The organism is Spiroplasma citri, assembly GCF_001886855.1.
GTDB classification, from domain to species: domain Bacteria; phylum Bacillota_I; class Bacilli_A; order Mycoplasmatales; family Mycoplasmataceae; genus Spiroplasma; species Spiroplasma citri.
In genome coordinates, this window is sequence record NZ_CP013197.1 from 1,329,504 (window position 1) to 1,352,574 (window position 23,071).

27 protein-coding genes are annotated in these 23,071 nt (G+C 22.8%); 24 read left to right on the forward strand and 3 right to left on the reverse strand.

Annotated features, from left to right (window positions below; genetic code table 4):
* From SCITRI_RS07865 to SCITRI_RS07965, 22 genes are all read left to right on the forward strand, one after another.
* Nucleotides 1–1,704 (forward strand): terminase large subunit, encoded by a 1,704-nt coding sequence (locus SCITRI_RS07865; RefSeq protein WP_071937867.1) that lies wholly within the window; start codon nt 1–3, stop codon nt 1,702–1,704.
* 521 nt (nt 1,705–2,225) lie between these two features.
* Nucleotides 2,226–3,428 carry a phage portal protein gene (locus tag SCITRI_RS07875; RefSeq protein WP_071937869.1) on the forward strand — a complete coding sequence of 401 codons (1,203 nt, stop codon included), beginning with the start codon at nt 2,226–2,228 and terminating at the stop codon, nt 3,426–3,428.
* Entirely contained in the window at nt 3,403–5,190 is a 1,788-nt protein-coding gene (locus SCITRI_RS07880; protein ID WP_164028371.1) for a phage major capsid protein, read from the forward strand. Before SCITRI_RS07875 ends, SCITRI_RS07880 begins: the two co-directional genes overlap by 26 nt.
* Before the next feature lie 23 nt (nt 5,191–5,213).
* Nucleotides 5,214–5,582, forward strand: a complete 369-nt coding sequence (locus SCITRI_RS07885; RefSeq protein ID WP_071937190.1) for a phage head-tail connector protein — start codon at nt 5,214–5,216, stop codon at nt 5,580–5,582.
* Nucleotides 5,572–5,898 (forward strand): hypothetical protein, encoded by a 327-nt coding sequence (locus SCITRI_RS07890; protein WP_071937189.1) that lies wholly within the window; start codon nt 5,572–5,574, stop codon nt 5,896–5,898. Before SCITRI_RS07885 ends, SCITRI_RS07890 begins: the two co-directional genes overlap by 11 nt.
* Nucleotides 5,899–5,908: 10 nt before the next feature.
* Nucleotides 5,909–6,307: an HK97 gp10 family phage protein gene (locus tag SCITRI_RS07895; protein WP_071937188.1), complete on the forward strand. Its 399-nt coding sequence runs from the start codon at nt 5,909–5,911 to the stop codon at nt 6,305–6,307.
* A gap of 5 nt (nt 6,308–6,312) precedes the next feature.
* A complete protein-coding gene (locus SCITRI_RS07900) occupies nt 6,313–6,690 on the forward strand; it encodes a hypothetical protein (protein ID WP_071937187.1) in 378 nt (125 codons plus the stop codon).
* A 15-nt stretch (nt 6,691–6,705) separates the two neighbouring features.
* Nucleotides 6,706–7,293, forward strand: coding sequence for a major tail protein (locus SCITRI_RS07905; protein ID WP_071937186.1), 588 nt, complete (start codon nt 6,706–6,708; stop codon nt 7,291–7,293).
* Nucleotides 7,286–7,618 carry a hypothetical protein gene (locus tag SCITRI_RS07910; protein WP_071937185.1) on the forward strand — a complete coding sequence of 111 codons (333 nt, stop codon included), beginning with the start codon at nt 7,286–7,288 and terminating at the stop codon, nt 7,616–7,618. Before SCITRI_RS07905 ends, SCITRI_RS07910 begins: the two co-directional genes overlap by 8 nt.
* A gap of 187 nt (nt 7,619–7,805) precedes the next feature.
* On the forward strand, nt 7,806–9,353 hold the full coding sequence (locus SCITRI_RS07915; RefSeq protein WP_071937184.1) for a phage tail tape measure protein: 1,548 nt from the start codon (nt 7,806–7,808) through the stop codon (nt 9,351–9,353).
* A gap of 9 nt (nt 9,354–9,362) precedes the next feature.
* Nucleotides 9,363–10,289, forward strand: coding sequence for a phage distal tail protein domain-containing protein (locus SCITRI_RS07920; RefSeq protein WP_071937871.1), 927 nt, complete (start codon nt 9,363–9,365; stop codon nt 10,287–10,289).
* 17 nt (nt 10,290–10,306) lie between these two features.
* On the forward strand, nt 10,307–11,758 hold the full coding sequence (locus tag SCITRI_RS07925) for a coiled-coil domain-containing protein (protein WP_071937872.1): 1,452 nt from the start codon (nt 10,307–10,309) through the stop codon (nt 11,756–11,758).
* A gap of 423 nt (nt 11,759–12,181) precedes the next feature.
* Entirely contained in the window at nt 12,182–12,697 is a 516-nt protein-coding gene (locus SCITRI_RS07930) for a Panacea domain-containing protein (protein WP_071937180.1), read from the forward strand.
* Nucleotides 12,698–12,713: 16 nt separating this feature from the next.
* Nucleotides 12,714–13,088: a hypothetical protein gene (locus SCITRI_RS07935; RefSeq protein WP_071937179.1), complete on the forward strand. Its 375-nt coding sequence runs from the start codon at nt 12,714–12,716 to the stop codon at nt 13,086–13,088.
* A 58-nt stretch (nt 13,089–13,146) separates the two neighbouring features.
* Complete coding sequence (locus tag SCITRI_RS12220; protein ID WP_257785677.1) at nt 13,147–13,269, forward strand: hypothetical protein; 123 nt, start codon at nt 13,147–13,149, stop codon at nt 13,267–13,269.
* A gap of 70 nt (nt 13,270–13,339) precedes the next feature.
* Nucleotides 13,340–13,750, forward strand: a complete 411-nt coding sequence (locus tag SCITRI_RS07940) for a hypothetical protein (protein ID WP_071937873.1) — start codon at nt 13,340–13,342, stop codon at nt 13,748–13,750.
* Nucleotides 13,751–13,852: 102 nt separating this feature from the next.
* Nucleotides 13,853–13,981: a hypothetical protein gene (locus SCITRI_RS12225; protein ID WP_257785678.1), complete on the forward strand. Its 129-nt coding sequence runs from the start codon at nt 13,853–13,855 to the stop codon at nt 13,979–13,981.
* Nucleotides 13,971–14,426 (forward strand): hypothetical protein, encoded by a 456-nt coding sequence (locus SCITRI_RS07945; RefSeq protein WP_071937874.1) that lies wholly within the window; start codon nt 13,971–13,973, stop codon nt 14,424–14,426. The genes SCITRI_RS12225 and SCITRI_RS07945 overlap by 11 nt, the downstream gene beginning before the upstream one ends.
* Nucleotides 14,427–15,636: 1,210 nt before the next feature.
* The gene (locus SCITRI_RS07950; RefSeq protein ID WP_071937561.1) at nt 15,637–16,239 is read left to right on the forward strand and encodes a hypothetical protein; all 603 of its coding nucleotides are present in this window, start codon (nt 15,637–15,639) and stop codon (nt 16,237–16,239) included.
* Nucleotides 16,240–16,254: 15 nt separating this feature from the next.
* Entirely contained in the window at nt 16,255–17,880 is a 1,626-nt protein-coding gene (locus SCITRI_RS07955; RefSeq protein WP_071937875.1) for a hypothetical protein, read from the forward strand.
* A 15-nt stretch (nt 17,881–17,895) separates the two neighbouring features.
* Entirely contained in the window at nt 17,896–18,177 is a 282-nt protein-coding gene (locus SCITRI_RS07960) for a hypothetical protein (protein ID WP_071937876.1), read from the forward strand.
* Complete coding sequence (locus tag SCITRI_RS07965) at nt 18,158–18,370, forward strand: hypothetical protein (RefSeq protein ID WP_071937877.1); 213 nt, start codon at nt 18,158–18,160, stop codon at nt 18,368–18,370. The genes SCITRI_RS07960 and SCITRI_RS07965 overlap by 20 nt, the downstream gene beginning before the upstream one ends.
* 37 nt (nt 18,371–18,407) lie before the next feature.
* Here SCITRI_RS07965 and SCITRI_RS07970 read toward each other — a convergent pair whose 3' ends face one another.
* Complete coding sequence (locus tag SCITRI_RS07970; protein WP_071937878.1) at nt 18,408–18,926, reverse strand: lipoprotein; 519 nt, start codon at nt 18,924–18,926, stop codon at nt 18,408–18,410.
* 138 nt (nt 18,927–19,064) lie between these two features.
* On the opposite strand from SCITRI_RS07970, the gene SCITRI_RS07975 reads away from it, so the two are divergent.
* Both SCITRI_RS07975 and SCITRI_RS07980 read left to right on the forward strand, forming a co-directional pair.
* Nucleotides 19,065–19,454, forward strand: coding sequence for a hypothetical protein (locus tag SCITRI_RS07975; protein WP_071937170.1), 390 nt, complete (start codon nt 19,065–19,067; stop codon nt 19,452–19,454).
* 190 nt (nt 19,455–19,644) lie between these two features.
* Entirely contained in the window at nt 19,645–20,967 is a 1,323-nt protein-coding gene (locus SCITRI_RS07980; RefSeq protein WP_071937879.1) for an Mbov_0401 family ICE element transposase-like protein, read from the forward strand.
* Between the two features lie 324 nt (nt 20,968–21,291).
* Here SCITRI_RS07980 and SCITRI_RS07990 read toward each other — a convergent pair whose 3' ends face one another.
* Nucleotides 21,292–21,486, reverse strand: a complete 195-nt coding sequence (locus SCITRI_RS07990) for a hypothetical protein (protein ID WP_071937880.1) — start codon at nt 21,484–21,486, stop codon at nt 21,292–21,294.
* Nucleotides 21,480–23,027, reverse strand: coding sequence for a sodium-dependent transporter (locus SCITRI_RS07995; protein ID WP_071937881.1), 1,548 nt, complete (start codon nt 23,025–23,027; stop codon nt 21,480–21,482). The genes SCITRI_RS07990 and SCITRI_RS07995 overlap by 7 nt, the downstream gene beginning before the upstream one ends.
* Between the last annotated feature and the right edge of the window lie 44 nt (nt 23,028–23,071).

Consider the following 23,071-nt stretch of genomic DNA (forward strand, 5'->3'; position numbering starts at 1 on the left):
ATGCAAGCAAATAATGAAAAAACAAATTTAGAACTATATTATGAATGAATAAATAAAAACTCCAATAAAAATAAAGTTGGAATAAAAATTAAAAAAATTGTTTCCACATTAGTAAAAGAATTAAAATCAAATAAAGATTATTATTTTAATCACAAAGAAGCAAATAAAACAATTAGCTTTATTGAAAAATCTTGCTTTCATACAACTGGAGAATATAATAAACAAAATTTTAAATTAGAATTATGGCAAAAAGCATTTTTAGAAGCATTATATGGTTTTTATGATAAAAAAACAAATTTAAGAAGATTTAAAGAAGCACTCTTAATTGTCGGAAGAGGAAATGGAAAAACCGCCCTTGCTTCTGCAATCGCTTTAAAAAGTTTAATTTTAGATAATGAAGCAAATGCCGAACTTTATTCTATTGCAACCAAACGAGATCAAGCAAAAAGAGTTTATGAAGAAATGCGAAGAATGATTTTTATTAATCCTAACTTAAATAAAATTTTAAAAGTTAAGCGAGATAAAATAGAATTCATACATAATAATTCTTTTTTTCAACCACTATCATCAGAAACAAAAACATTAGATGGTTTAAATCCCTATTTTGTTGTTTTAGATGAAGTAGCAATGATGGAGAAGCGTGATATTTATGATGTTATGCGAACAGCAACCGCAAAAAGAAAAGATTATTTAATGTTATTAATAACAACGAATGGATCTATCAGAGAAAATATTTTTGATGAAAGATATTCATATGCTGAAAAAGTTTTAGAAAATACAATAAAAGATAATAAATTTTTACCTTGAATTTATGAACTTGATGAAAGAAATGAATGAAAAAATTTTAACAATCTTTATAAAGCTAATCCAAATTTAGGTATTTCTAAATATATTGATAATTTTAAAGCTGAATGACAAGAAGCATTAATTACGCCAACTCAACAACCAAATTTTTTAATTAAACATTGTAATTTAAAGAGTAATTTAGATAGCGCTCTTTTTAGTCGATTGGATTTAGAAACGAAAAATAATAAAATTATTAATACTGATGAATACTTAATAAAAAATAGGATTTGCACCATTGGAATTGATTTATCAAAAACAAACGATCTAAGTGCAGTTGTATTTTTAATCCCAAATTTAGACACAAATGAATTTATATTAATATCGCAATTTTTTATGCCAGAAGCAAGAATAATTGAAAAAACAACAGAAGATAAAATCCCATATAAACTGTACCAAGAACAAGGAATATTAACATTATGCAAAGGAGAAGAAATCAATATTAGTGAAATTGTTAATTATATTATAAATATAATGAAAAAATATAATTTAATTTGTTATGGTATAGGATATGATACTTTTAACTCTTATCTTTTAAAACAACATTTAGATAATGTGGGGTTTTATCTCATAAATAATTTAATTAGATTTGGAGTAAGAACAATTAGTCCAATTATAAAAGCACTTAAATTAGAATTTGATGACAATAAATTTGTCTTTAATCAAAACCCATTATTAAAATTACATTTTAATAATGTTGATGTTCTTATTGATGAAGAAAAAGAAAATATGATGCCAATTAAAAGATCAAAAAACAAACGAATTGACGGTTTTATTGCCCTTTTATTTGCTTATAAAATCTTTCGTGATAACAAAGACCGAATTTATATTGAATTATATAAAATATATTCTCAAAAATAAAAAAAGAGATATTAAATCTCTTTTTTTATTTATAGTATCGCACAGACTATTGACTGGCAAGGTTTCTTTTCTTTATTTAAACTTGCAAGTAGAACCTAGAATAACTCGCAACATCACTTGCTACTTAATTATAGCATTTTTTTATAAAATTAAAAAAATTAAAGGAAAAATAAAAAAATATGTTATTATATATACAAATTTGTATTTATTCAGTCGTATTATTGTAAGTAAAAATGGTGAGGATCCGATCAAAGAAGAATTTAATTAGTAATTTATTGTACTTGATAAATATAAACAAACAGCTTTTGAAGAGGATTCAACAGAATTTTAAAAATTTCCTACGACTGAATAAATACAAATTTGTATGTATTATAACATAAATTATTTTATATTTATATATTAATTTTATTATTAAAGACAATTTATATTGTCTTTTTTTATTTGACAAATATTTTTAATGACGGTATCATCACGACGACAATAAATGATGGGGTTAATTATTATTGTTAAGGCTGGTGATTATGTTTTGATATAAAAAAAATAAAGATAATAATAATGTAAATAAAACGCCTAAAAATTCTCAAGTTGATATTGTTAAGTTTGAATGAAAAGACTTTTTTACTAATTTTCAGAATAATTATCAAATTGATGTAATTAAAAGCACAATTAATCGGATTGCTACTGATATAGCACAAGTATCAGTTAATACATATCGCCAAAATGAAAAAATAAAAAAATCTAATTTTGATTATTTATTAAATTTGAGACCAAACAATTTAATGAGTAGTTATGATTTTTATTATAAGATAATTACTAATTTATTTTTGCAAGGGAATGTTTTTATTAAAATAGAAAAAGATATTAATGATAAAATTATTTCTTTAATTCCAATCGAATACAGTACTATTGAATTATTGTCTAAGGATGATGAATTATTTATAAGATTTTATCAAAATAATAATGCATTTGAGATATTACCGTATTCTCAAATAATTCATCTACGGAAATTTTATAATAAAAATTTCTTAGGGGATAATCCTAATAATTCGCTTGAACCAAGTAAAAGAATATTAGAAGAAATGACAAACTCTATTATTAACAATTTTAAAGAAACAAATTCTTTAATGGGGATAATTACCACAAATATGCCACTGGGGCCAACTGGTGCTCCTACGCAGTTTAACCAAGAGAGATCCCAAATGTTGCCAGTTTTACCAGTTGAAGATATTAATTTTAAAAATACCAATTTTAGTAATAAAAGAGTTGCGTATTTATCTTATGGACAAGATTTTAAAAAAATTGATAGTAATATATCAAAATTTAGTAAAGAACAAAATGAATATTCTGAAAATTTAATTTATAAATTTTTTAATATAGCACCTGAGATTGTTAAAGGAACTTATAATTCAGAACAATTTTTAAGTTACTTATCTACTGTAATTCATCCAGTTTTAAGACAATTAGAAAAAGAATTTACCTTTAAAATTTTTACTAAAAAAGAATTAGAATTAGGGCAATATTTCGAGTTTGTATTAGATAGTAGATTAATAATATTAAACTTATCAAATAGTTTAAAAGGTGTTGAACTTGGTGCAATAAACCCAAATGAAATAAGAAAATTATTATTTGGTTTAGATCCTTATGAGGGAGGAGATACCTTTTTAAATTGAAATTATGGAAAAGTAGATAATGAAAAAAATGGAGAAAACAATGGACAACAATAAAATTATTAATAATGAAATTACCAAAAAAATTGATTTTAATATAAAAAAAATTAAAGAAATAAAAGAAGATAAATTTAGCACAAATGAAATTATCGGAATAGCAAATAAATATGATGTAGTTGATTATCACAATGACATTACTGACTATAAAAGTTTTGAAAATGATTTAAAAAATGGTAAAACTGTGCCAGTATTTTTATCTCATAATCACGAAAAAATTTTAGGAGTTGCAGATTTAGAAAACCGCAAAGACGGATTATGAGCAAAAATTAAAATATATACTAATACTAATTACGGAAAAGAAACTTACGAAATTGCTAAACAAATGCAAAAAGATAATAGACCAATGCAGTTAAGCATAGGTTATCGTATTTTAAAATCAGAACCAACAGAAATAAATGGCCAAGTTGTTCGTTATTTAAAACAAATTGAAGTTGACGAAATTTCTTTGGTTCCATTAGGGGCAAATCCACAGAGTAAAATACAAGAAATTAAAAATATCAAAGGAGAAAAAAATATGGAAAAAGTAAATTTAAAAGAATTAAATGACAAAATTATTGATTCCAATAATGAATTAGAAGAAAAAAAAGAACAATTAGAAAATATGGAATTAAAGAAAAATAATTTATCTAATAAAGAATTGCAAGAACAAAAAGAGTTATTAACTGCAATTAAAAAATTAAATGAAGAAATTACAGAAACTCAAAAAATAAGAAATGAATATTTAGAAAAAAATATTAAAAATATTGAAAACGGAAATAGCACAATTTTACAAACATTAAGGGGAACAGAACAAATGGAAATTAAAACTATCTATAATCAAAAAGATATTTTAGATACAAGAGAATATAAAAATGCATGATTAAAAAATATGCAAAGACAACAATTAACACCACAAGAAGCAAAATTTTTACAAGTTGGAACAAATCCAACTGGAAATGAAGATGCGAGTCCGCTTGTACCTACTACAATATGAAAAAACATCTTAAATGAAATTAAATTAACTTCTAATTTAATTAATGAAGTAACTATTTTAGAACACCGAGGAAAATTAGATATTGCGTATGAAAAAGATTCAACAGCAGCTAAATTTGTCACAGAGGGTGAAGAAATAAAAGGAAGTACAGGATCAGATAGTATTAAATTTGATGGTCACATTATTGCCACTTCGCTTGAATTTTCAGAAACTACAAGATTTATGACAATTGAAGATTTTGAAGCTTTTGTAATTAGAGTAATTACAAACAGAATTAAAGAGGGCATTGAACAATCACTTGCTACTGGAACTGGAAAAGGTCAACCAACTGGAATATTATCAGATACAAGCATTAAAAGTGTAAAAATTAAAGAATTAAATTACGATGCTATTATTGAAATGATTAAATCATTAAAATTAGGATATTCAAATGGTGCTAAATTTGTAATGAATAACGAAACATTCTGAACTATTCAAAATATTAAAGATAAAAATGATCGCCCTATTTGAAACCACAATATAAGTTCAGATGGAGTTACTAATAAAATCTTAGGTTATGATGTTGTTTTAACAGACACATATCCTACATTTTCTAAAACAAATAAAAATAATTGCATTTCTTTTGGAAAATTAAACACTTATTATGTAAATTTCCAAGAGCCTTTAACTCTAAGATATTCTGAACATATCGGAATTAAAAAACTTTTACATACTTATGTGGGAGCAGCCATTTTAGATGGGAAAGTTGTTGAAAAAAATGCTTTTGTAAATTTCCAACCTGAGTAATTTAAAAATAAAGGAGGATCAATATGGACTTATTAAATTTTGTTAAATTAAGTTTACGAATTCAGCATAATTTATTTGATGAAGAAATAAAAACTTTAATTCAATCATCAAAAAATATTTTAATAAATTCAGGTCTTCCTTTTAAAATTATTGAGGAAGCAAATGATGAACAAATAAAAAATATTATTTCTATTTATGTTAAGGAAAATTTAGGGCGTGAATTAATTGGAGAAAAATTTTATACTATTCTTAACTATAATATTCAACAATTAATGTATAAATATGCTAATTATCCGCAAACAACGATATATCAATTAGAAAAAGAACTCACAGAATTAAAAAAGAAATTAAAAGATATTAAAAAACTAGAAAAAAATAAAATTGAAAGATAATTTAATTTTATTAAATGATTATGCTTTTCTAATTGATAAAGAAGATGACGAAAATCCATTAAGTCATAAAAAAATAACTAAAAATAAAAAACAAGTATTTTGTGATATTAAATCAATTTATGCTAATGATTTTTACACCGCTAGAATGGCGGGCATAAAATTAGAAATAAAATTACTTATAGATAAATATATGTATGATAATGAAAAATTTATTTTAATTGATTATAAATATCAAAATAATTGACAAGAATATGAAATTATTAGAACTTATGACAGACAAGATGGATTTTTAGAACTATTTTTAAGTTTAAGATAAGGTGTTAAAAATGAAAAAAAGTAATTCAGTAGTTGATATATTTGATTTTGTTGCAGACTCAATCCAACAATATACTTATGATATCCAAGAACAAATAAAAGCAGAAATTAAAAATGTAGGTGAAAAAATATTGGCAGAAATTAAAATTACTTGCCCTATTAGCAATAAACATTTAACAAAAAGAAGACATTTAAAAGATTATTTTGTTTTTAAAATAAAATTAACCAAAGATAAAATAATTGGTGTAATTTATGCCACTAAACAATATCAAATAATCCACTTATTAGAATATGGATATATTAATCATTGAAATAATGAAAAAATTAATCCTCGCCCATTTTTACGAAATGCTTATAATAAGTATATTGATGAATATATTAAAAAAATAGAAACTATTTTAAAATATTAGTTAAGATGATTATTAATAATAAAAGAGAGCAAAATATTAATTTAATTATTGAATTATTAAAAAAACTTTATCCAACTAAAAAGATTAAATATACATTTTTTAATTTTAATGAAGATAATTTCAATAACATTGAAAATAATATAACTTTTTATAGAATTAATGATAATACCTTTTTTTCATCAGATAATATTAATAATTTTATAAGACAAACATTCCAAATTTGCTTTAATTTTAAAAATGAAATTAATTTTAATGAAATTGAAAAACTAGAAAATGAATTAATAAATAAAAAAATAAATTATCAATTAGCACAAGAGTTTTATTTATACGAACAAAATTTATATATTGTAATTTATGAAATATTTTTGTTGCTAAAAAGATAAAAGGAGAAAATACAAATGAATAACAACATTATTGAATTTGGACTAGAAAATGTTCATTATGCAAAATTAAAATACAATCAAACAACAAACAAAACAGAATATGCAATCCCACAAAAAATATTAGGAGCAGTAAATTTAAGTTTAAATGTTAGTGAAAACACTAATACCTTTTATGCTGATAATAAACCATACTATATTTCACATTCTTTTCAAGGCTATAGTGGTAGTTTAACAATAGCAAAACCATCTGATGATTTTGAACAAGAAATTTTAGGAATTGAAAAAGATAAAAATGGAAATTATATTGAAAAATCAACTAGTTTAAAGAGTGAAATTGCTTTGGGGTTTGAAATCAAGGGTGATTTAGAAGAAAAAAGAATTTGGCTTTTAAGAGTTAATTTAAAACGCCCCAACCAAACTCATAATACTCAAACCGAAAATGTAAACCCAGATACTTATACTTTTGAATTAAACGCCTTACCACGAATTGAAGATAATGTTATTAAAATTAAAACAACAAAAAAAGCTAATGAAAATAATTATAATAACTACTTTTCTCAAGTTCCAAAATTAGAAAAAGAAGAAAAAAACGAAAATGAATAGATATTTAGAAAGTTTAAAATTAAAAGTTAATATAAGCACTTATGCATTAATTATTTATGAGGATTTATTTGGTTCATACGGAGAATTGTTAAATAAATTAGAAAAAGACAAATATGAATTTTCATTTATTTTAAAATTATTATTTTCTTTTACAAAAGCAGCTGATGAAAATCAATTTAAAGATTTTAAGGAATTTTGTCAAAAAATTACATTTAAAGAAATTACCGAAAATGTTAATGAAATTAATAACTTAATAATGGAATTTGTAGGTGCTAGTGTTAATGACAAAAATTTACAGGAATACGGCGAATTAACAAAAAAGTAGATTATAAATTTAATAAATTTACTCCTAACTTATTACTATGACTTAGTCATTTAGGGTTTTCAATTATAGACAGCAAATATATTAAATTAAAAACATTAATAGAAATTATAGAAATTTATAACAATCAAAACAAAAGATTAGCAACACAACAAGATATTAATAAATTTTTTTAAAGGAATAGTTAATTATGGCAAAAGAAATTAAAGGAATGAGCATAACTCTTGATAGTAATGTTTTAGAATTAAATAACAATTTTAAAAAAATAGCCGATAACATAAAACTATCAGGATCTAAATTAAAAAATTTTGATAATAATTTAAAATTTAAAAACGGTGATGAAATTGATATTTTAAATGAAAAATTTAATGAATATAAAAATATCATTGATAATATTTCAGAAAAAAAAGAACTTTTAATTGAAAAATATAATCAATTAAATAAAACCATTTTAGAAACACAAGAAGCATTATCAAAAACAAACGATACTGCCGAAAGAGAAAAATTAATACAAAAACAAAATAAATTAAATAAAGAATATGAATATACAAAAATAAATATTGATGCATCTAATCGCAGTTTAAACAACTTTAATGAAAAATTAAAAAATACCGCCCAAGAAATAAAAAATATTCCCTTTAAAAAATTTGAAGAATTTGGAACAAAGTGTCAAGAAATCGGAAAAAAATTAAGCACACATATTACAATACCCATTTTAGCAATCAAAGGAATTTTAACAAAAATAACTGTTGATACCGCCAAATATGCTGGTGAGCTTAAAAAAACATCAAAAGAAATCGGTATCACAGCAGAAAACTTACAAATATTTCGTTATATTGCAAAAAGAACTGGAATTACTAGCGAAGAATTAGAAAAGAGTTTTAAAAAATTACGACAAGGTATTAGTGCTATTTCTTATGGAATATCAAATGAAACAACAGAAGCTTTTAATAAATTAGGAATTAATATTAAAAATAATGAGGGTTCTTTAAAAGATACGGGAACTATTTTTTTAGAATTAAAAAAATCATTAGAACAAATAAGTGATGAAACTGAAAAAAATAATTTAATAATGGATGTTTTTGGTTCTAAGTTAGGAAAAAACCTTATTCCAATGCTTGCCTTATCAGATGAAGAAATTAAAAAAATGACAAGCAACATTAAAGATTTAGGCATTGTTTCAAATGAAAATGTTGAGAAAACAACACTATTAAACAAAAAATGAAATGAATTTAAACATGTTGTTAATATTACAAAAATGAATTTAGCATCCGCCCTATTACCCGTGTTTGAGTCTTTGGTTTCTTTTTTAGAAGTCAGTTTAATACCAATTATTAAAGGAATAACAAATTTTTTTAATATGTTTAATGATACAACCAAAAAAACTATTTTTATTATTTTAGGAATATCAGCAAGTTTGGGAGCTGTTGTTTACACAATTGGAAAAATAATAAATGTTATTAGTTCATTAAAAACACTTTTATTAGGAATGGCAAAGCACCCAATTCTTTATGGTGTTTTAGTTAGTTTGTCTGCCTTAGCTGCTGGCGGGGTATGATTATATAATAAATTTAATAAACCACCACAAAACATTAACCAAGAAAACCAAACTAATAACTATAATAAAATTGAAAATAAAAATGAATTTAAACCAACAATTATTATTGAAGGAGAAAATGATAAAGAACGAGCTGAAAAAATACTCGAATATATAGGGCAATGAAATAATAGAGTATAGGGAGAAAATATGTATAATTTACCATTTAGAACTTTTAAAATTAGTAATAGTAAAGATAATTTAATTAATTTATGTGATTTAGATAATATCATTATTTTATCATTTAATGGATTAAATATTAATTTTGATAATAATTATTTAAACATCGATAATAATTTTATTTTAAATAATTGTAAGCATTTTTTAAATCAAATAAATTTTAAATTATTATTTATAGGCCCAAATCCCTATGGTAAATTTAATGATTTTATTAATAAATTAAATATTAATTTAGATAATAAATCTTCCCCCTTTTTATTATTTTATAGTTTTTGAATAAATGAAAAAACAAAATTGGAATATTATTGTGAAGTAATTATTAAAAGTATCATTAAAACAGAATTAAATAATAATAATGATTTAGAGGTTGATTTTATTTTAGAACAATTAACTAACTGAAAAAAAGAAGAAGATAAATTATTTGAAATTAAACCAAATAAAACAAGCGGAAAAAGATACAATGAACATAATAACAAATATTATTTTAAGTTAAATCGCATTAAATATACCAATCAATATAATGAAAAAATTAAAATTAGTAATAATAGTTATTTAGCATCAGATACTCTAATAACAATCAATGGTCCCACAAAAGACCCATATTTAAAATTAGAAAATATTAATAGTAAAGTAATAAGTGAACTTAAAATTAATGCTGAAATAAATGAAAATGAAAAAATAATAATAGATAGTAGATTAAAAACTCAAAGCATTATAAAAGTTGATTTAAAAACCGAAAAATCATACAACATATATCAATATCAAGATTTTAAATATACTAATTTTATTCAAATTCCACCAGGAAACTATCATATTTTATATTCTTCTAACCTTTCAAAAGACAAACAAGTTGGAAATATTAATATTAAAAAATTTGAAGAATATATTTTAATTTAGAAAAAAGGAGAAATTAAATGGGTGTAGGAAGTTCAACAAAAAGCCACTGAAATGACGAAATAATTGCAATTAGAGAAGATAAAAAAGAAATTATTAATAAATTAAAAAACAATACTTTAAATGTAGAAATTGTAAAACAAATCCAAGAATTAATAAAAGAAATATCAGAATTAACAAAAGAAATTAATGACGAAAAAATTATTTTTGATGAAGCTGTAAGATTATATCCTCAACATGCCCAACAATTATTACAAGTGCCTGATTATAAATTAATGATTGATTATCTTGATGAATTATCTAATATTGTGTTTGAAATTAATAAAGCACAACAAGAAGCAGAAGAAAAAGCAAGACAAAAAGCAAGAGATGAATTATTAAAATTAGAAATTAAAAAAGATAAAAATATTTATCAAGGTAATAGAACTAAATTAATTATATTAGGAGTTGATTTTGAAAAAGGATCTTTATTTTATAAAGATAATTGTATTGTTGAAAATTATAAGATATTTTTAGATATTTATACCCCGCAACTATCAACTTTTAATGCTTATAATTATTATAATCTTAATGTTGAAATTGAAGACATTGTTTGTATTTTGAATAACGAAAATCAATTATATATCGGAATTATTACTCATATTGAAAAAAACAAAGATGAAAATTTATATACCTTTACTACTAAAAATATTGAATCTATTTTTGATTTTAAAATTTACAACATATATAAAAATAAAAGTTGATATATTTTTCTTACTTTAATAAAAATTATTTATAACAATCTTCCCTTTATTAAACTTAATAAAAAAATTAATGATGAAAATAATAATAATCCTAAATTTTTTGAAGAAAATGAAGAAAAAGAATTTAATTGTTATCAATTTATTAACAAAATATTTAAAATAACAAATATATTTTTAAAATTTAATATTGATTTAAAAAATTTTATTTTAAATTGTGATGTTTGCAAAGATGGACAAGAAGATATCAAATTAAATAATTATAAAGTAAAAGATAATATTAAATGTATTACAAATATAGAAATTGAAGAATTAAACCAAAAAAGTATCAACAGAATTGATTTTTACCAAAAAAACAACTCAAACAGATACACAAGAGCAAACTTATTAAAAAATAATACAATCTCTTATGATGAAAAAAACAATAATTTACAAAATAATTTAATTAAAAATAAAATTTATGAATTAGAAGAAAAAGACTTTACCTTAGAAAATATTATAACTATTAGCAATCAAGAATTTAAGTTAAGTGAATACTCACACCTCATAAAATTTGATATCACAAAAGATAACAATATTTTAAATTTAAACAATTTACAACTAAGAGATAAATTTACCCTATTATTTAACAAAAAAGAATATAACAGCATTTTATCTGGGATAATTTTAGAAAGCAATAAAAACACAATTACCCTAATATTCGGCCAAGTAAGGTTATGAAGTAAGTTTTAATATTTATTAACCAATATGCCCCTTAAAACGCGTAATAAAGGTATTTGCATTTAGTTATATTTTTATATAATTAATATGTAAGTCCTAATTAATTACGGTTTTCGGGTATCCGAATGACCTAACTGTATTCTAAATGCAGGTAATCTTAGGCAACGAAAGGTAGAATAAGTTCCTATTTTAAATAATAGGCCTCTATATGGATATCCAAAATAGGTGGGCCGTATGGACTTGTCCGCTATTGGTAAGAGCATTGTTTGTTTCCCCACCTAAAAAAGAAATAATTGGCCAGAGTTTAGTCGGTAAATACTTCTAGAAAAAAAGTTGCTGGTGTGTTCTTAGAGAGCAGGCAAGCTGCCCGACAAAAAAAGAGGTTTAATTATCTCTTTTTTATTATATAATTTAATTAAGTTAGGGGAGATAATTATGAAATGCAAAGGAATTAAAATTGAAGATTTTTTATATTTACTATTAGATGAAAACTATAAAATTCAAAAAAAATTAGAAATTAATAATGAAGAAATTTTTGGAATGACAAATTTGCAAATACAAAAATTAATGTATTTTATAGAAGGTTTATTTATGGCTAAATTTAATAAAAAAATAATAAAAGAAAAATATAAAGCATGAACATATGGCCCAGTTTTAGAAGAATTGTATTTTTTACTAAGAAAAAATGGAAAATCATACATAGAAAAAGATAATCTTGAAAATTTTAACGAAATAAAAATACACGAAATTGAAAAAAAATTTACCAATGAAGAATTAGAATTTATTGAAAGAGTTTTTATATATTTTAGTAAATATAGTGCTTTTGAATTAGTTTCTTTATCACATATAGAAGGTCCATGAAAAGAAACAAAAAATAATGAAGAAATTAATAATGATAAAATGTTATATTATTTTCAAGAAAAATTAAACCAAATTGAACAATTAATTTAATATAAAATTAAATAATATGAATTTAGATAAGTTAGATAAAAAAATATTTTTCAATTTTGCATATATAAATAAAACTAAAAAAATAAATAATGATTTTCTAAATGAAATTAAAAAAATTTGTAATTATTCTTTACGAAATTTAATACAAGGTTCAAGACAATCTTGTGGTTATTCAAATATTGAAACAAATAAATCACGCCTTCCCCCAAAAATTCCTTTAGAATTAGTAAATTATGTAAAATCACATTTTAATAAAGATATTGAACAAGATATTAAAAAATATGATTATTTAAGAGTTGGAGATAAGGAAAGAATTTATGGTGTTTTAGTTAATAATATTTTCTTTGCAATAATTTTTGATCCTGATAAATATTATCAAAATAACAATTAATTTAATTTAAAAATATAATAAATATGGTATGATGATGGCGATAAGGGGTTGATTAAATATGTCAAAAATTATGAAAAAAAAAGATTATAAATTATTGGAATCTAAATTTAATGAATGAGAACAAGATATTTATAATCATAAAGAATTAATTAAAAGTTTAAAAGCATTAGCAAATACATAATTAAAAAAGAGATTTAATTATCTCTTTTTTTATTGTATAATTTACTAGTAAATAAAAAGTGGTGATTAAGATGAAGGAAACTATGCTATCAAAATATTTAAAAATATCTCCAATAGAAGCAAACAAAATAGAAATGGCAATATTGTTTCTACTAAATTCAGCATTTCAAAATAAAAAACAAATTTATAAAATGCATGTTTTTAAATTTTTATCTTTTTTAGAATGAAAAGCTGCAAAAGAATTTTCAGGTCATTTTTTTATTTTAAATTTTGTAGCCCTAAAATGGGGGCCAGTTCCTTACAAAATATCAAAATTTATTAATGAAAATGGAACTTTTCAATTCTTTACTTATAGTGTATTAAAAAAAGAAAAAGACAATGATTTAAATAAAATATTATTTAGTTTTAAAAATTTATCACCCACTTATTTTGAAGATTATTTTAATTGAGAATATTTTTCTGAAAATGAAAAAAAATATTAAAAGAAGCATCAGAATGAATATTAAAGTTTAAAAATACAAATTTATTAAGCGATAATTCTCATAGAATAATGAAATCATGAGAAAAAGCATGAGAAAAAGCAGTTGAAAACAGTAAAAAAAGCGTTTTTTTTTGATTTTAGTTATGAAATAGGAATTCCAAAAACAGATGAAGATTATGAAAAAATATTAAAATTATACAAAATAGAATGTAAAAATAATTATGAATTATAATGATAATTTAGTTTCTGTTTTTATAGATAATTTTGATAATGTTTTAGATATTAAAAATAGTAAACCCAAAAAATCACTTTTAATTCCATTGTTTTTTGACGGATATTACTATCATCTTATAAGATTAACAACGAAAATTCCTAATAAGAATGAAAAAAATTATATCAAAATTCCACCTACACCAGATACTAAATTAAAAAAAGAGTGTTATGCAAGATTAGACAGAAAAGATACTGAAATAAGAAAAATGGAAAAATGAAGATTAGAAAAATATACAATAATAAATTGTTCAAAGACAAATTATATTTATCGTAAAGAAATTTTAGAAAAATGTTTTAATTCTCCGCATATACAAGAAATATATCATATCTTTTTAAAAGAAGAATTAAAAAAATCGAAAAAGAGATTTAATTATCTCTTTTTTATTTGTTTATTTGACAAATAATTTTAATGACGGTATCATCACCACAAATAAGTTATGTTTCTAGTTGTAAGAAAAGTCTATGGTCTTTATGGCCTATGGTGTTCTATTGCTTTTAATCGTAAACCAAAAGGAATTTTACTTATTTTGACCTTTGAATTAACTATTGAATGAAAACTAGATATAATAGTTATTAAGCAATACAAAATTATAGATGAGCCATATGGACTTGTCCGCTATTGGTAAGAGCGTAGTCGCTTCCTCATCTAAAAAAAGAGATTTTAATATCTCTTTTTTTATTTATAGTATCGCACAGACTATTGACTGGCAAGGTTTCTTTTCTTTATTTAAACTTGCAAGTAGAACCTAGAATAACTCGCAACATCACTTGCTATTTAATTGTAGCATGTTTTTATAAAATTAAAGGAAAAATAAAAAAATATGGTATTATATACACAAATTTTCATTTATTATATATTTGACAAATATTTTTAATGACGGTATCATCACGATAATAAGTAATGATTATTACTTATTGAAAATTAAACAATAGTAATTATAATTATTAAAATTAAAAAATTTGTATTTATTCAGTCGTATTATAGTAAATAAATAATGTTGAACTACTTGAATGAATTTAACTCATAACCGAGTTCAAATTGACTACCACAAACAAGCAGACAAGAAGATTATTCGCATAATATTTAAGGAATTTGCTACGACTGAATAAATACAAATTTGTATGTATTATAACATAAACTATTTTAAAGACAATATAAATTGTCTTTTTTTTATTTGACAAATATTTTTAATGACGGTATCATCACGATAATAAGTAATGATTATTACTTATTGAAAATTAAACAATAGTAATTATAATTATTAAAATTAAAAAATTTGTATTTATTCAGTCGTATTATAGTAAATAAATAACCTTGAACTTGTCTATTTTGTTGATCTTTACTCATCAAGCACAAGAGAGGAGCAGACACACAACAGTAATAAGACTGTTCACATAATATTTAAGGAATTTGCTACGACTGAATAAATACAAATTTGTATGTATTATAACATAAACTATTTTAAAGACAATATAAATTGTCTTTTTTTATTTGACAAATATTTTTAATGACGGTATCATCACGACGACAATAAATGATGGGGTTAATTATTATTGTTAAGGCTGGTGATTTTTTATGTTAGATAATAATGAAAATAATAAGGTAGTTAAATTATGGCAATAGTTTTAAAAACATTTCCTAATTGTAATGTAGAAGCATGTGATGATGGAATTATTCAAGATTTTTTTGTTAGTTTTTTTGTTAAAGATAAAAATATTATTTTTTTAAACGAAGAAAAAAAATTAATAAAAAGACACCTTGGAAATAAAGTTGTTTTTAATCATACATATATATTAATTTATGGGCGAATTATTGAAATTGAAGAAGATACAGAATATGAATTACAAGCAACCAATAGAAATTCAATTAAAAAAATTATTTTTAATATTAATTTGAGAACAAAAAAGAACGAAATTAAAATACTAACAAACGAATTATTAAATGAAGGCAATTTATCATGAGAAGATATTAAAAATGAAGAATGAAGCTATGATATTGAATTATTTACTTATCAATTACAAAATAACACAATTTACAATATAAAAGAAAATCAAAAATATTGAGAAGACTTAAAACCACACACAAAACTAAACAACGATCTAAACAATAATTTTAACAACTTTGAAGAAACAATGAATAAAAACATGATTGCTAATAACGCATTACATAGTGAATGAGATAAAACATCTAACAAATTAGAAAAAAAATATTTATAAAAGAGAGGTAAAAAAATGGCATTTAGATTTATAACATTTGACAATACAGAAGATTATTTAACAGACCGCGACCAAGCAATATACTATGATTTTTTGTTAAGAAACCAAACAATCCCCTACTATGCTAATAAAGAATTAAGCAATAAAAACGCTATAAACTTATTAGGCAATAGCGATAATTATAACGAAGAAATGTTAAAACTATGTGATAACAATTCAACTGGTTTTTTATTTTACGGATTTGGCGAACAAGAAAAATTAGAAGCAGAATTCAAATATGAAGACAACGGAATTCAAGTAAAAATAAAAACAAAAAAAGGAAACAAAGAAATACCATTTTTTTATTTAAGCATTTGCGGAAGAATGATTAAAGTAGAAAACGACACCACAAACGATATCAACGACTTAATTCCCTATGCAAAAAACCAAGCAGAAACAACAACAACAATATTTTTAACAATTAAAATAGATATGTCAAAAGCACCATTAGTATATCCAATCCCCGATATAGACAACCCAGATGAAAACTACCAATATATTAATAAAAAATTTATTGAAAGTTTAGGTGAAAACAAAAGCGAACAAATTGAAAAATTAACAGAATTATTAGAACAATGCCCCATTAACACTAAAATTGACGAAGTTGAACCAAGCGGAATTGACAATAAATTCTATTTTGAAAAAACCAAGGAAGAAGAAAACAAACCATGAAAAAATATTAAAAGTGCCATGACTTGAAACGATAATTCAAAAACAATAGCAACCGCCATAATCGATAACATTAATCAAGTAAATGATTTTAAATACCAAGCAATTTATCAAAATAAATGTGCCAGCGAATATTTTGTATGAACAGACAAAGGAAGATTAACCCAAGATAACTTAAACACAAGACATAAAGACGGAATTTATGAATTCCCTATTCTTAGTTTTAATTTACCCCTAAAAGGAGAAAAAATAAAATCCTTTAATTGAGAATATACCGCACGCGTTCCCATTCGTTATCAATCAATCAAAGACCCTAACAATTTTATTAATTTTTGCGAATATGCCCAAGAAAAAAAGGAAGAATTCAATAAAAAATGAACCAAAGAAATGGAAAAAATGGATCAAAAAATAGCACAACTAGACAAAAGAATTAGAGAAATGCCATACAAAATAGAAAGTAGCGGCAAATATGTCAAAAGTAGATTAAAAGAAGTGACACCACAAGAAAAACCATTTAATACGGTTGATAATAAATATTATTATGTAGTATGGCGTGGTGATAAAAACGAAGAATGAAAAATTACAAAATTTCAAAATAACAATAAAAATAACATAAACTATGAAATTGATATACAAAATAGGGTAAATTTTGTATCTTCATTAATGAATGTGAAAGATCTTTTTATTACTGATTCACCTTCAAGAGTAAAGTCAACAAAATATTGGAATGATGATAATGGAACTTATTTTAAAGCAGTTTATCGTTGAAATGGTGGAGAAGAATGATCACCGATATTAAAATATGATGGTGGGATGATTAAATTTTGAGTATGAAAAGATTTTAAAACATGAGATAAAGCACAGCGTGGTATTGTGACAACAGCCGCTATTGGCTTGCTATCGTTTGGAAGTTGAGAACCATTAATTTGATAATAAGGAGAATAAAAAATGAGTGAAACTATTTTAGAAATTATTGTTTTGGTTATATCACTTTTTACTGGTGGGACAACTGGCATAACAGCAACTATTTTAAATAAAAAACAACAAAAAATAAGAGATGAAAACAAAGAATTAAAAGAAAAAATAAACGATATTAAAATTGAAATTAATAATATTAATACAAAATTAGATGTTATTACAATCATAAATAACAAACTTGCTAATAACAACAAAATAAATATCAGACAAAAAAACAAGGATGGTAATAAAAATGAAAAAGAAAAAGACTAAATTATTTTTTCTACGATCAGCATATTGAATAGTTCACGGTTTAACATTGGGATTGCCAATTTTATTCACCGAAATTAATAAACTAATGCTAAAATTAAAAGAAAAAATTAATAAAGAATGTATTTTGTTAGATGAAAATAAAGAAGATAATATTAATGAAATAATTAAAAAAGATCATAAAAAAGAAAATTAAATAAATTAAAAAAAGCAATTTAATAAAAATTGCTTTTTTATTCACCATTAACTTTTACATTACCATTATTATCAATTATTAAATCAGGTAGATTTTCTTCTCCACCATTTCAACGATAAACTGCTTTAAAATAAGTTCCATTATCATCATTCCAATATTTTGTTGACTTTACTCTTGAAGGTGAATCAGTAATAAAAAGATCTTTCACATTCATTAATGAAGATACAAAATTTACCCTATTTTGTATATCAATTTCATAGTTTATGTTATTTTTATTGTTATTTTGAAATTTTGTAATTTTTCATTCTTCGTTTTTATCACCACGCCATACTACATAATAATATTTATTATCAACTGTATTAAATGGCTTTTCTTGTGGTGCTATTCATTCTAATTTTTCTTTTATTTCTTTGCAATTTGTACATATTTGGTTTTCTTGTTTTAGTTGTTGTAATTCATCTTCGTTATATTGTGGTATATTATTACAAGCAACTAGACTTGTTGTGCTTGTACCTAGTAATGTAATTGCTCCTAAAAAACTTAATCTTTTTTTCATAAAAAGTCAGTCCTTTCTTAATATTTTATTTATATAAAAATTATATAATGAATATAAATATATACAAAGAATAATGATAAAAATTTATTTTTTTGATAATATGTTATCAAAAGAAAAAAAGAACAAGTGGAGGAAAAAGTGGAAAAAGAATCTAAAATTGAATTTGAAACTGAATTTGAAAAAATTGCAGCAGAAATAAGATCTTCTTTTGAATATTTTTTAAAATATAATCCAAAAAGTGAAGAACAAATAAAAAAAGAAAATGAATTTTTTAAAGAAATATTTTGAGAAAAATATAATAAACATGTTAACGATGAAAAATGTCAATTTACTGGTGCAAGAGGGTTGTGTTATAGAAAAGCAAAAAAAGGATATGAATGTATTGTATGTAATAGCCCATGTTGCTACATTTGTTATAAAAATTATTATAATTGTAAAGAATGTCTTTTTTGTTTTAGTGATGATGATTCTGATTTTAAATATTATTTAAAAATTTATTTTAACGAAAATTATTATAAGCAAGATTAAAAATCTTGTTTTTTTATTTTAAATTAAGATATAATATTTTTGTTATCAAAAAAGTATCAAAATTGTATTAAATAATATTAAAAAAATTAAATATTTGAAAAACAAGTTAAAAATAACTTGCTTTTTTTAGGTGCTTATTTTAATGTGTGTGATGATTTATTTTTAAAACAGGAAAGGAAACAACTTTAAAATGGATATTAATAGTATTATTAATGGAAAAAACTTTTTTAATGAAATATATAACGATTTAGAAAAATATGCTATTAGAGAAATTGCATATAGATTAGAAAAATGAGATGATTTTATTTTTCAAAATTATCAAGAAGATGATAATTTTAAAGATTTTAGAGTAAAAGAAATTAGAACAAAAACATTAATTACTTTAAAGGAAAAAATAAAATTTAAAAGAAGAAGATATTGTTGAACTAATCCAAAGACGGGAAAAACAGAGTATGTTTTTATTTTAGATATAATTTTAGGAATTAAAAAATGACAAAGAATGGGAAATGATGTCAAAGAAAGAATATTGTCATTTTTGAGTAAAGATAAAAAATATTGCGACATTTCTGGTACATTAGAAAAAGCAGGAATCAGTTTAATGTCAATTTCAAATACTATAAAAAATGCAACAACAAACGACAAATATTATATTAATAAAACAAATATTAAAATAAATGTCCCTCATACTTTATATATTCAAATTGATGGTACTTATATAAAAATGTGGAACCAAAATGAAAAAATAAAAAAACACATCCTATTGTCTACCGTTCATACTGGCTATGATCAAATAAAATCAACTGAAAAAAGACCAGTAATTGCAAATAAGTTGGGCGTTTATGAAATGGATAATATTCCAAATTATATTACTAAAAAAACAAAATTAAGACCTTTTGTTGTTAAATTAATACTTTTAATTATAAATAATTATAATATTCAAAATGATACTGAAATTATGATTTTAGGTGATGGAGCAAATTGAATTAAAGGTGTTAAAAAAGATATTGCAGATCGCTTTCCTAATAACAAAGTTCATTATACAATAGATAAATTTCATCTTAAAAGCAGATTTGAAAAGTTATTTCCTTTTCAAAGCAAAAACGCAGAAATTAAAGAAATTTTTAATAAAGCTGTTGATTATTTTTATAATGGAAAATATGAGGAATTATTACAGTGTTTAAAAGATAGCAAACCATTTATTCCTGAATCTAAATTAGATTATTTTAATAAAACAAAAAAACTAATTAAAAATAATGAAGAGGGTATTAAAAATCAGACATTGTGAAATAATATTGGTTGTCATGCTGAAGGCGATATATCACATATTAAAGGAAGATTTGTTAAAAAAGCAACTTATAATGAAAAAACCTTAAAAAACAAAATGAACGCTATTATGCAGGAATATACAAATAAAATTGATATTTTTAATCAATTAGAACAACCACCAGAAAATATTAGTATTTTATATAATAATTTTAATAAAACTCAACAACAAAATTTATATCTTTATTAATTTCATTTTTAAATTAAATAATTTTAATAAAAATGCATTTTTTGTTGTGATTAAATTTAAAAAAAATATAAAAATTTATTGACAATAAAATTAAACATGGTATCTTTAAGTTAAGTAGATGGATTATTTATTCCATAATTTCTTAAATATAGTAAATACCCTATAATAATTTATACGACCGATAATTTTTCACATATAGAATTACTTCAATCAATCGCTAAAATATTTACAAAAAAATAATTTTTAACTAGTATAAAAAATTGCTCATCAACAATGGAATTAATTGAAATTATCAAACAATATGATAATTAGAACATACTAATTTTACTTTCTTTCATTAGTTTTCTGTTCTAAACTTGGTTCTAAATCTTCTTCTAACTTATTTTCTAATGCTAATTTTTGTTCAACTTCTAATGTATGCTGACTGCGTTGTCAATCTTTGTAAATAAAAAAACCAAAAGCAACTGCTAATAACGCTGCTAAACCTAATAAAACAACAATAGCGATGGTAACTAACATGGTTTCTGCCCTCCTTTTTCTCGTTTTATGCCATAATAACTATTTAAACTTGCAACTAGTAGTGGCACAAAAATACCTAGTATGAAAGCTAATACTGAGATGTATCAAACATTTTTTGTACAACTAATAATAAAATCATAAACTGAAAAGCCAACAATAAAAACTAATATAATTGGAATTAAATAATACATCATAATTTTATATAACTTATTTAATTTAATTCATGATACTTGGTTATTATAATTAATTACAATATGTATTTTTTTTGCATATCAAACAAAGAAAATAACTTGTGCTAAAGATACTAAAATTAAATCTAATCCTGCTGCTAATAATTGAAATGAATTAATTACTTGATATGTGCTCTCAAAAACTAGTGATAAACCAACAAGAATAATTGTTAAACAAATCCCACAGATTACTTTTTGATTACTAATTTCATATTGTGTTTCAATAGCACCCACAATAACTTCAACATTACCTACCGTTGTACTTAATCCGGCAATAAATAAAGCTAAAAAGAATAAAACTCCTAAGAAATTTCCAACTCCTACAACAGTATTTTGATTAATAATATGGAAAGTTTCTGGTAAAACATTAAAAACAAAAACCATTGAATCATCACCAAACTTAGTGGTAATTTGTTGTTGAAATAATAAAATATTATTTTTATCAGGAACTAAATTATTAACAATTGCCCCTGATGCACCAAAAATAAAGATTAAATTAGTAATTGATAAAAATAAAATTCCAATTACTAATAAGTAAGCTTTCGAAGCATTATCTTGCTTGTGCGGCCCTACGCCAGCAAAGCGCATCATCATTCCCATTCCTAATGATGTTGTAAAAAAGGCTAAGGAAAAAACACTACATCATGTTTGGTTTTGTTTTAATTTTTCTAAATTATTTGTTAAAAATAATGTTGCTAACCCTTGATGACTCCCTGGAACTGTTAAAGTATAAATTGCTAAAATTAAAATAATTAAAAATAATAAGGGCATAAAAAACTTATTAACTTTTTCAATTCCCTTAATTCCAAATAATAATACAAGACCAACTAACAAAACAACAAATAAGAACGCCAAAAATACAATTCATTGAAAACCACCATTGTTAGTTACGCCAAAACCGCCATGTTGTAAAATATGATGATTAAAAATATTTCCATTAACATTACTAATCAAGTTAGGACTAAATTCAATTCCAATTGAAATAATAGTATAACCAACTAAAACAGCATAATAAATTGGAATAATAATCATTAAAGTTGATTGAAATCAACCCATAAAGCGACTAAAACGAACACTTTCTTTATCAAAAATGTTAATTACACTTTTACGTCGAAGATTTCCTAAGTTAAATTCAAAAATCAATAACGGTACTCCTACAATTAGTAACGCAAAAATATATATTAAGAAAAAATAAAATCCACCATATTTATTAATATAACCAGGCAATCCCCAAATTACCCCTAATCCGATTGCTGCACCTAATGATGAAACAATAAATCCAAATTTTGTCATTTGTTTTTTACTACTCATTTTTTTCCTCCTTTATTTTAAATAAAAAATGCAATATTGTTGCA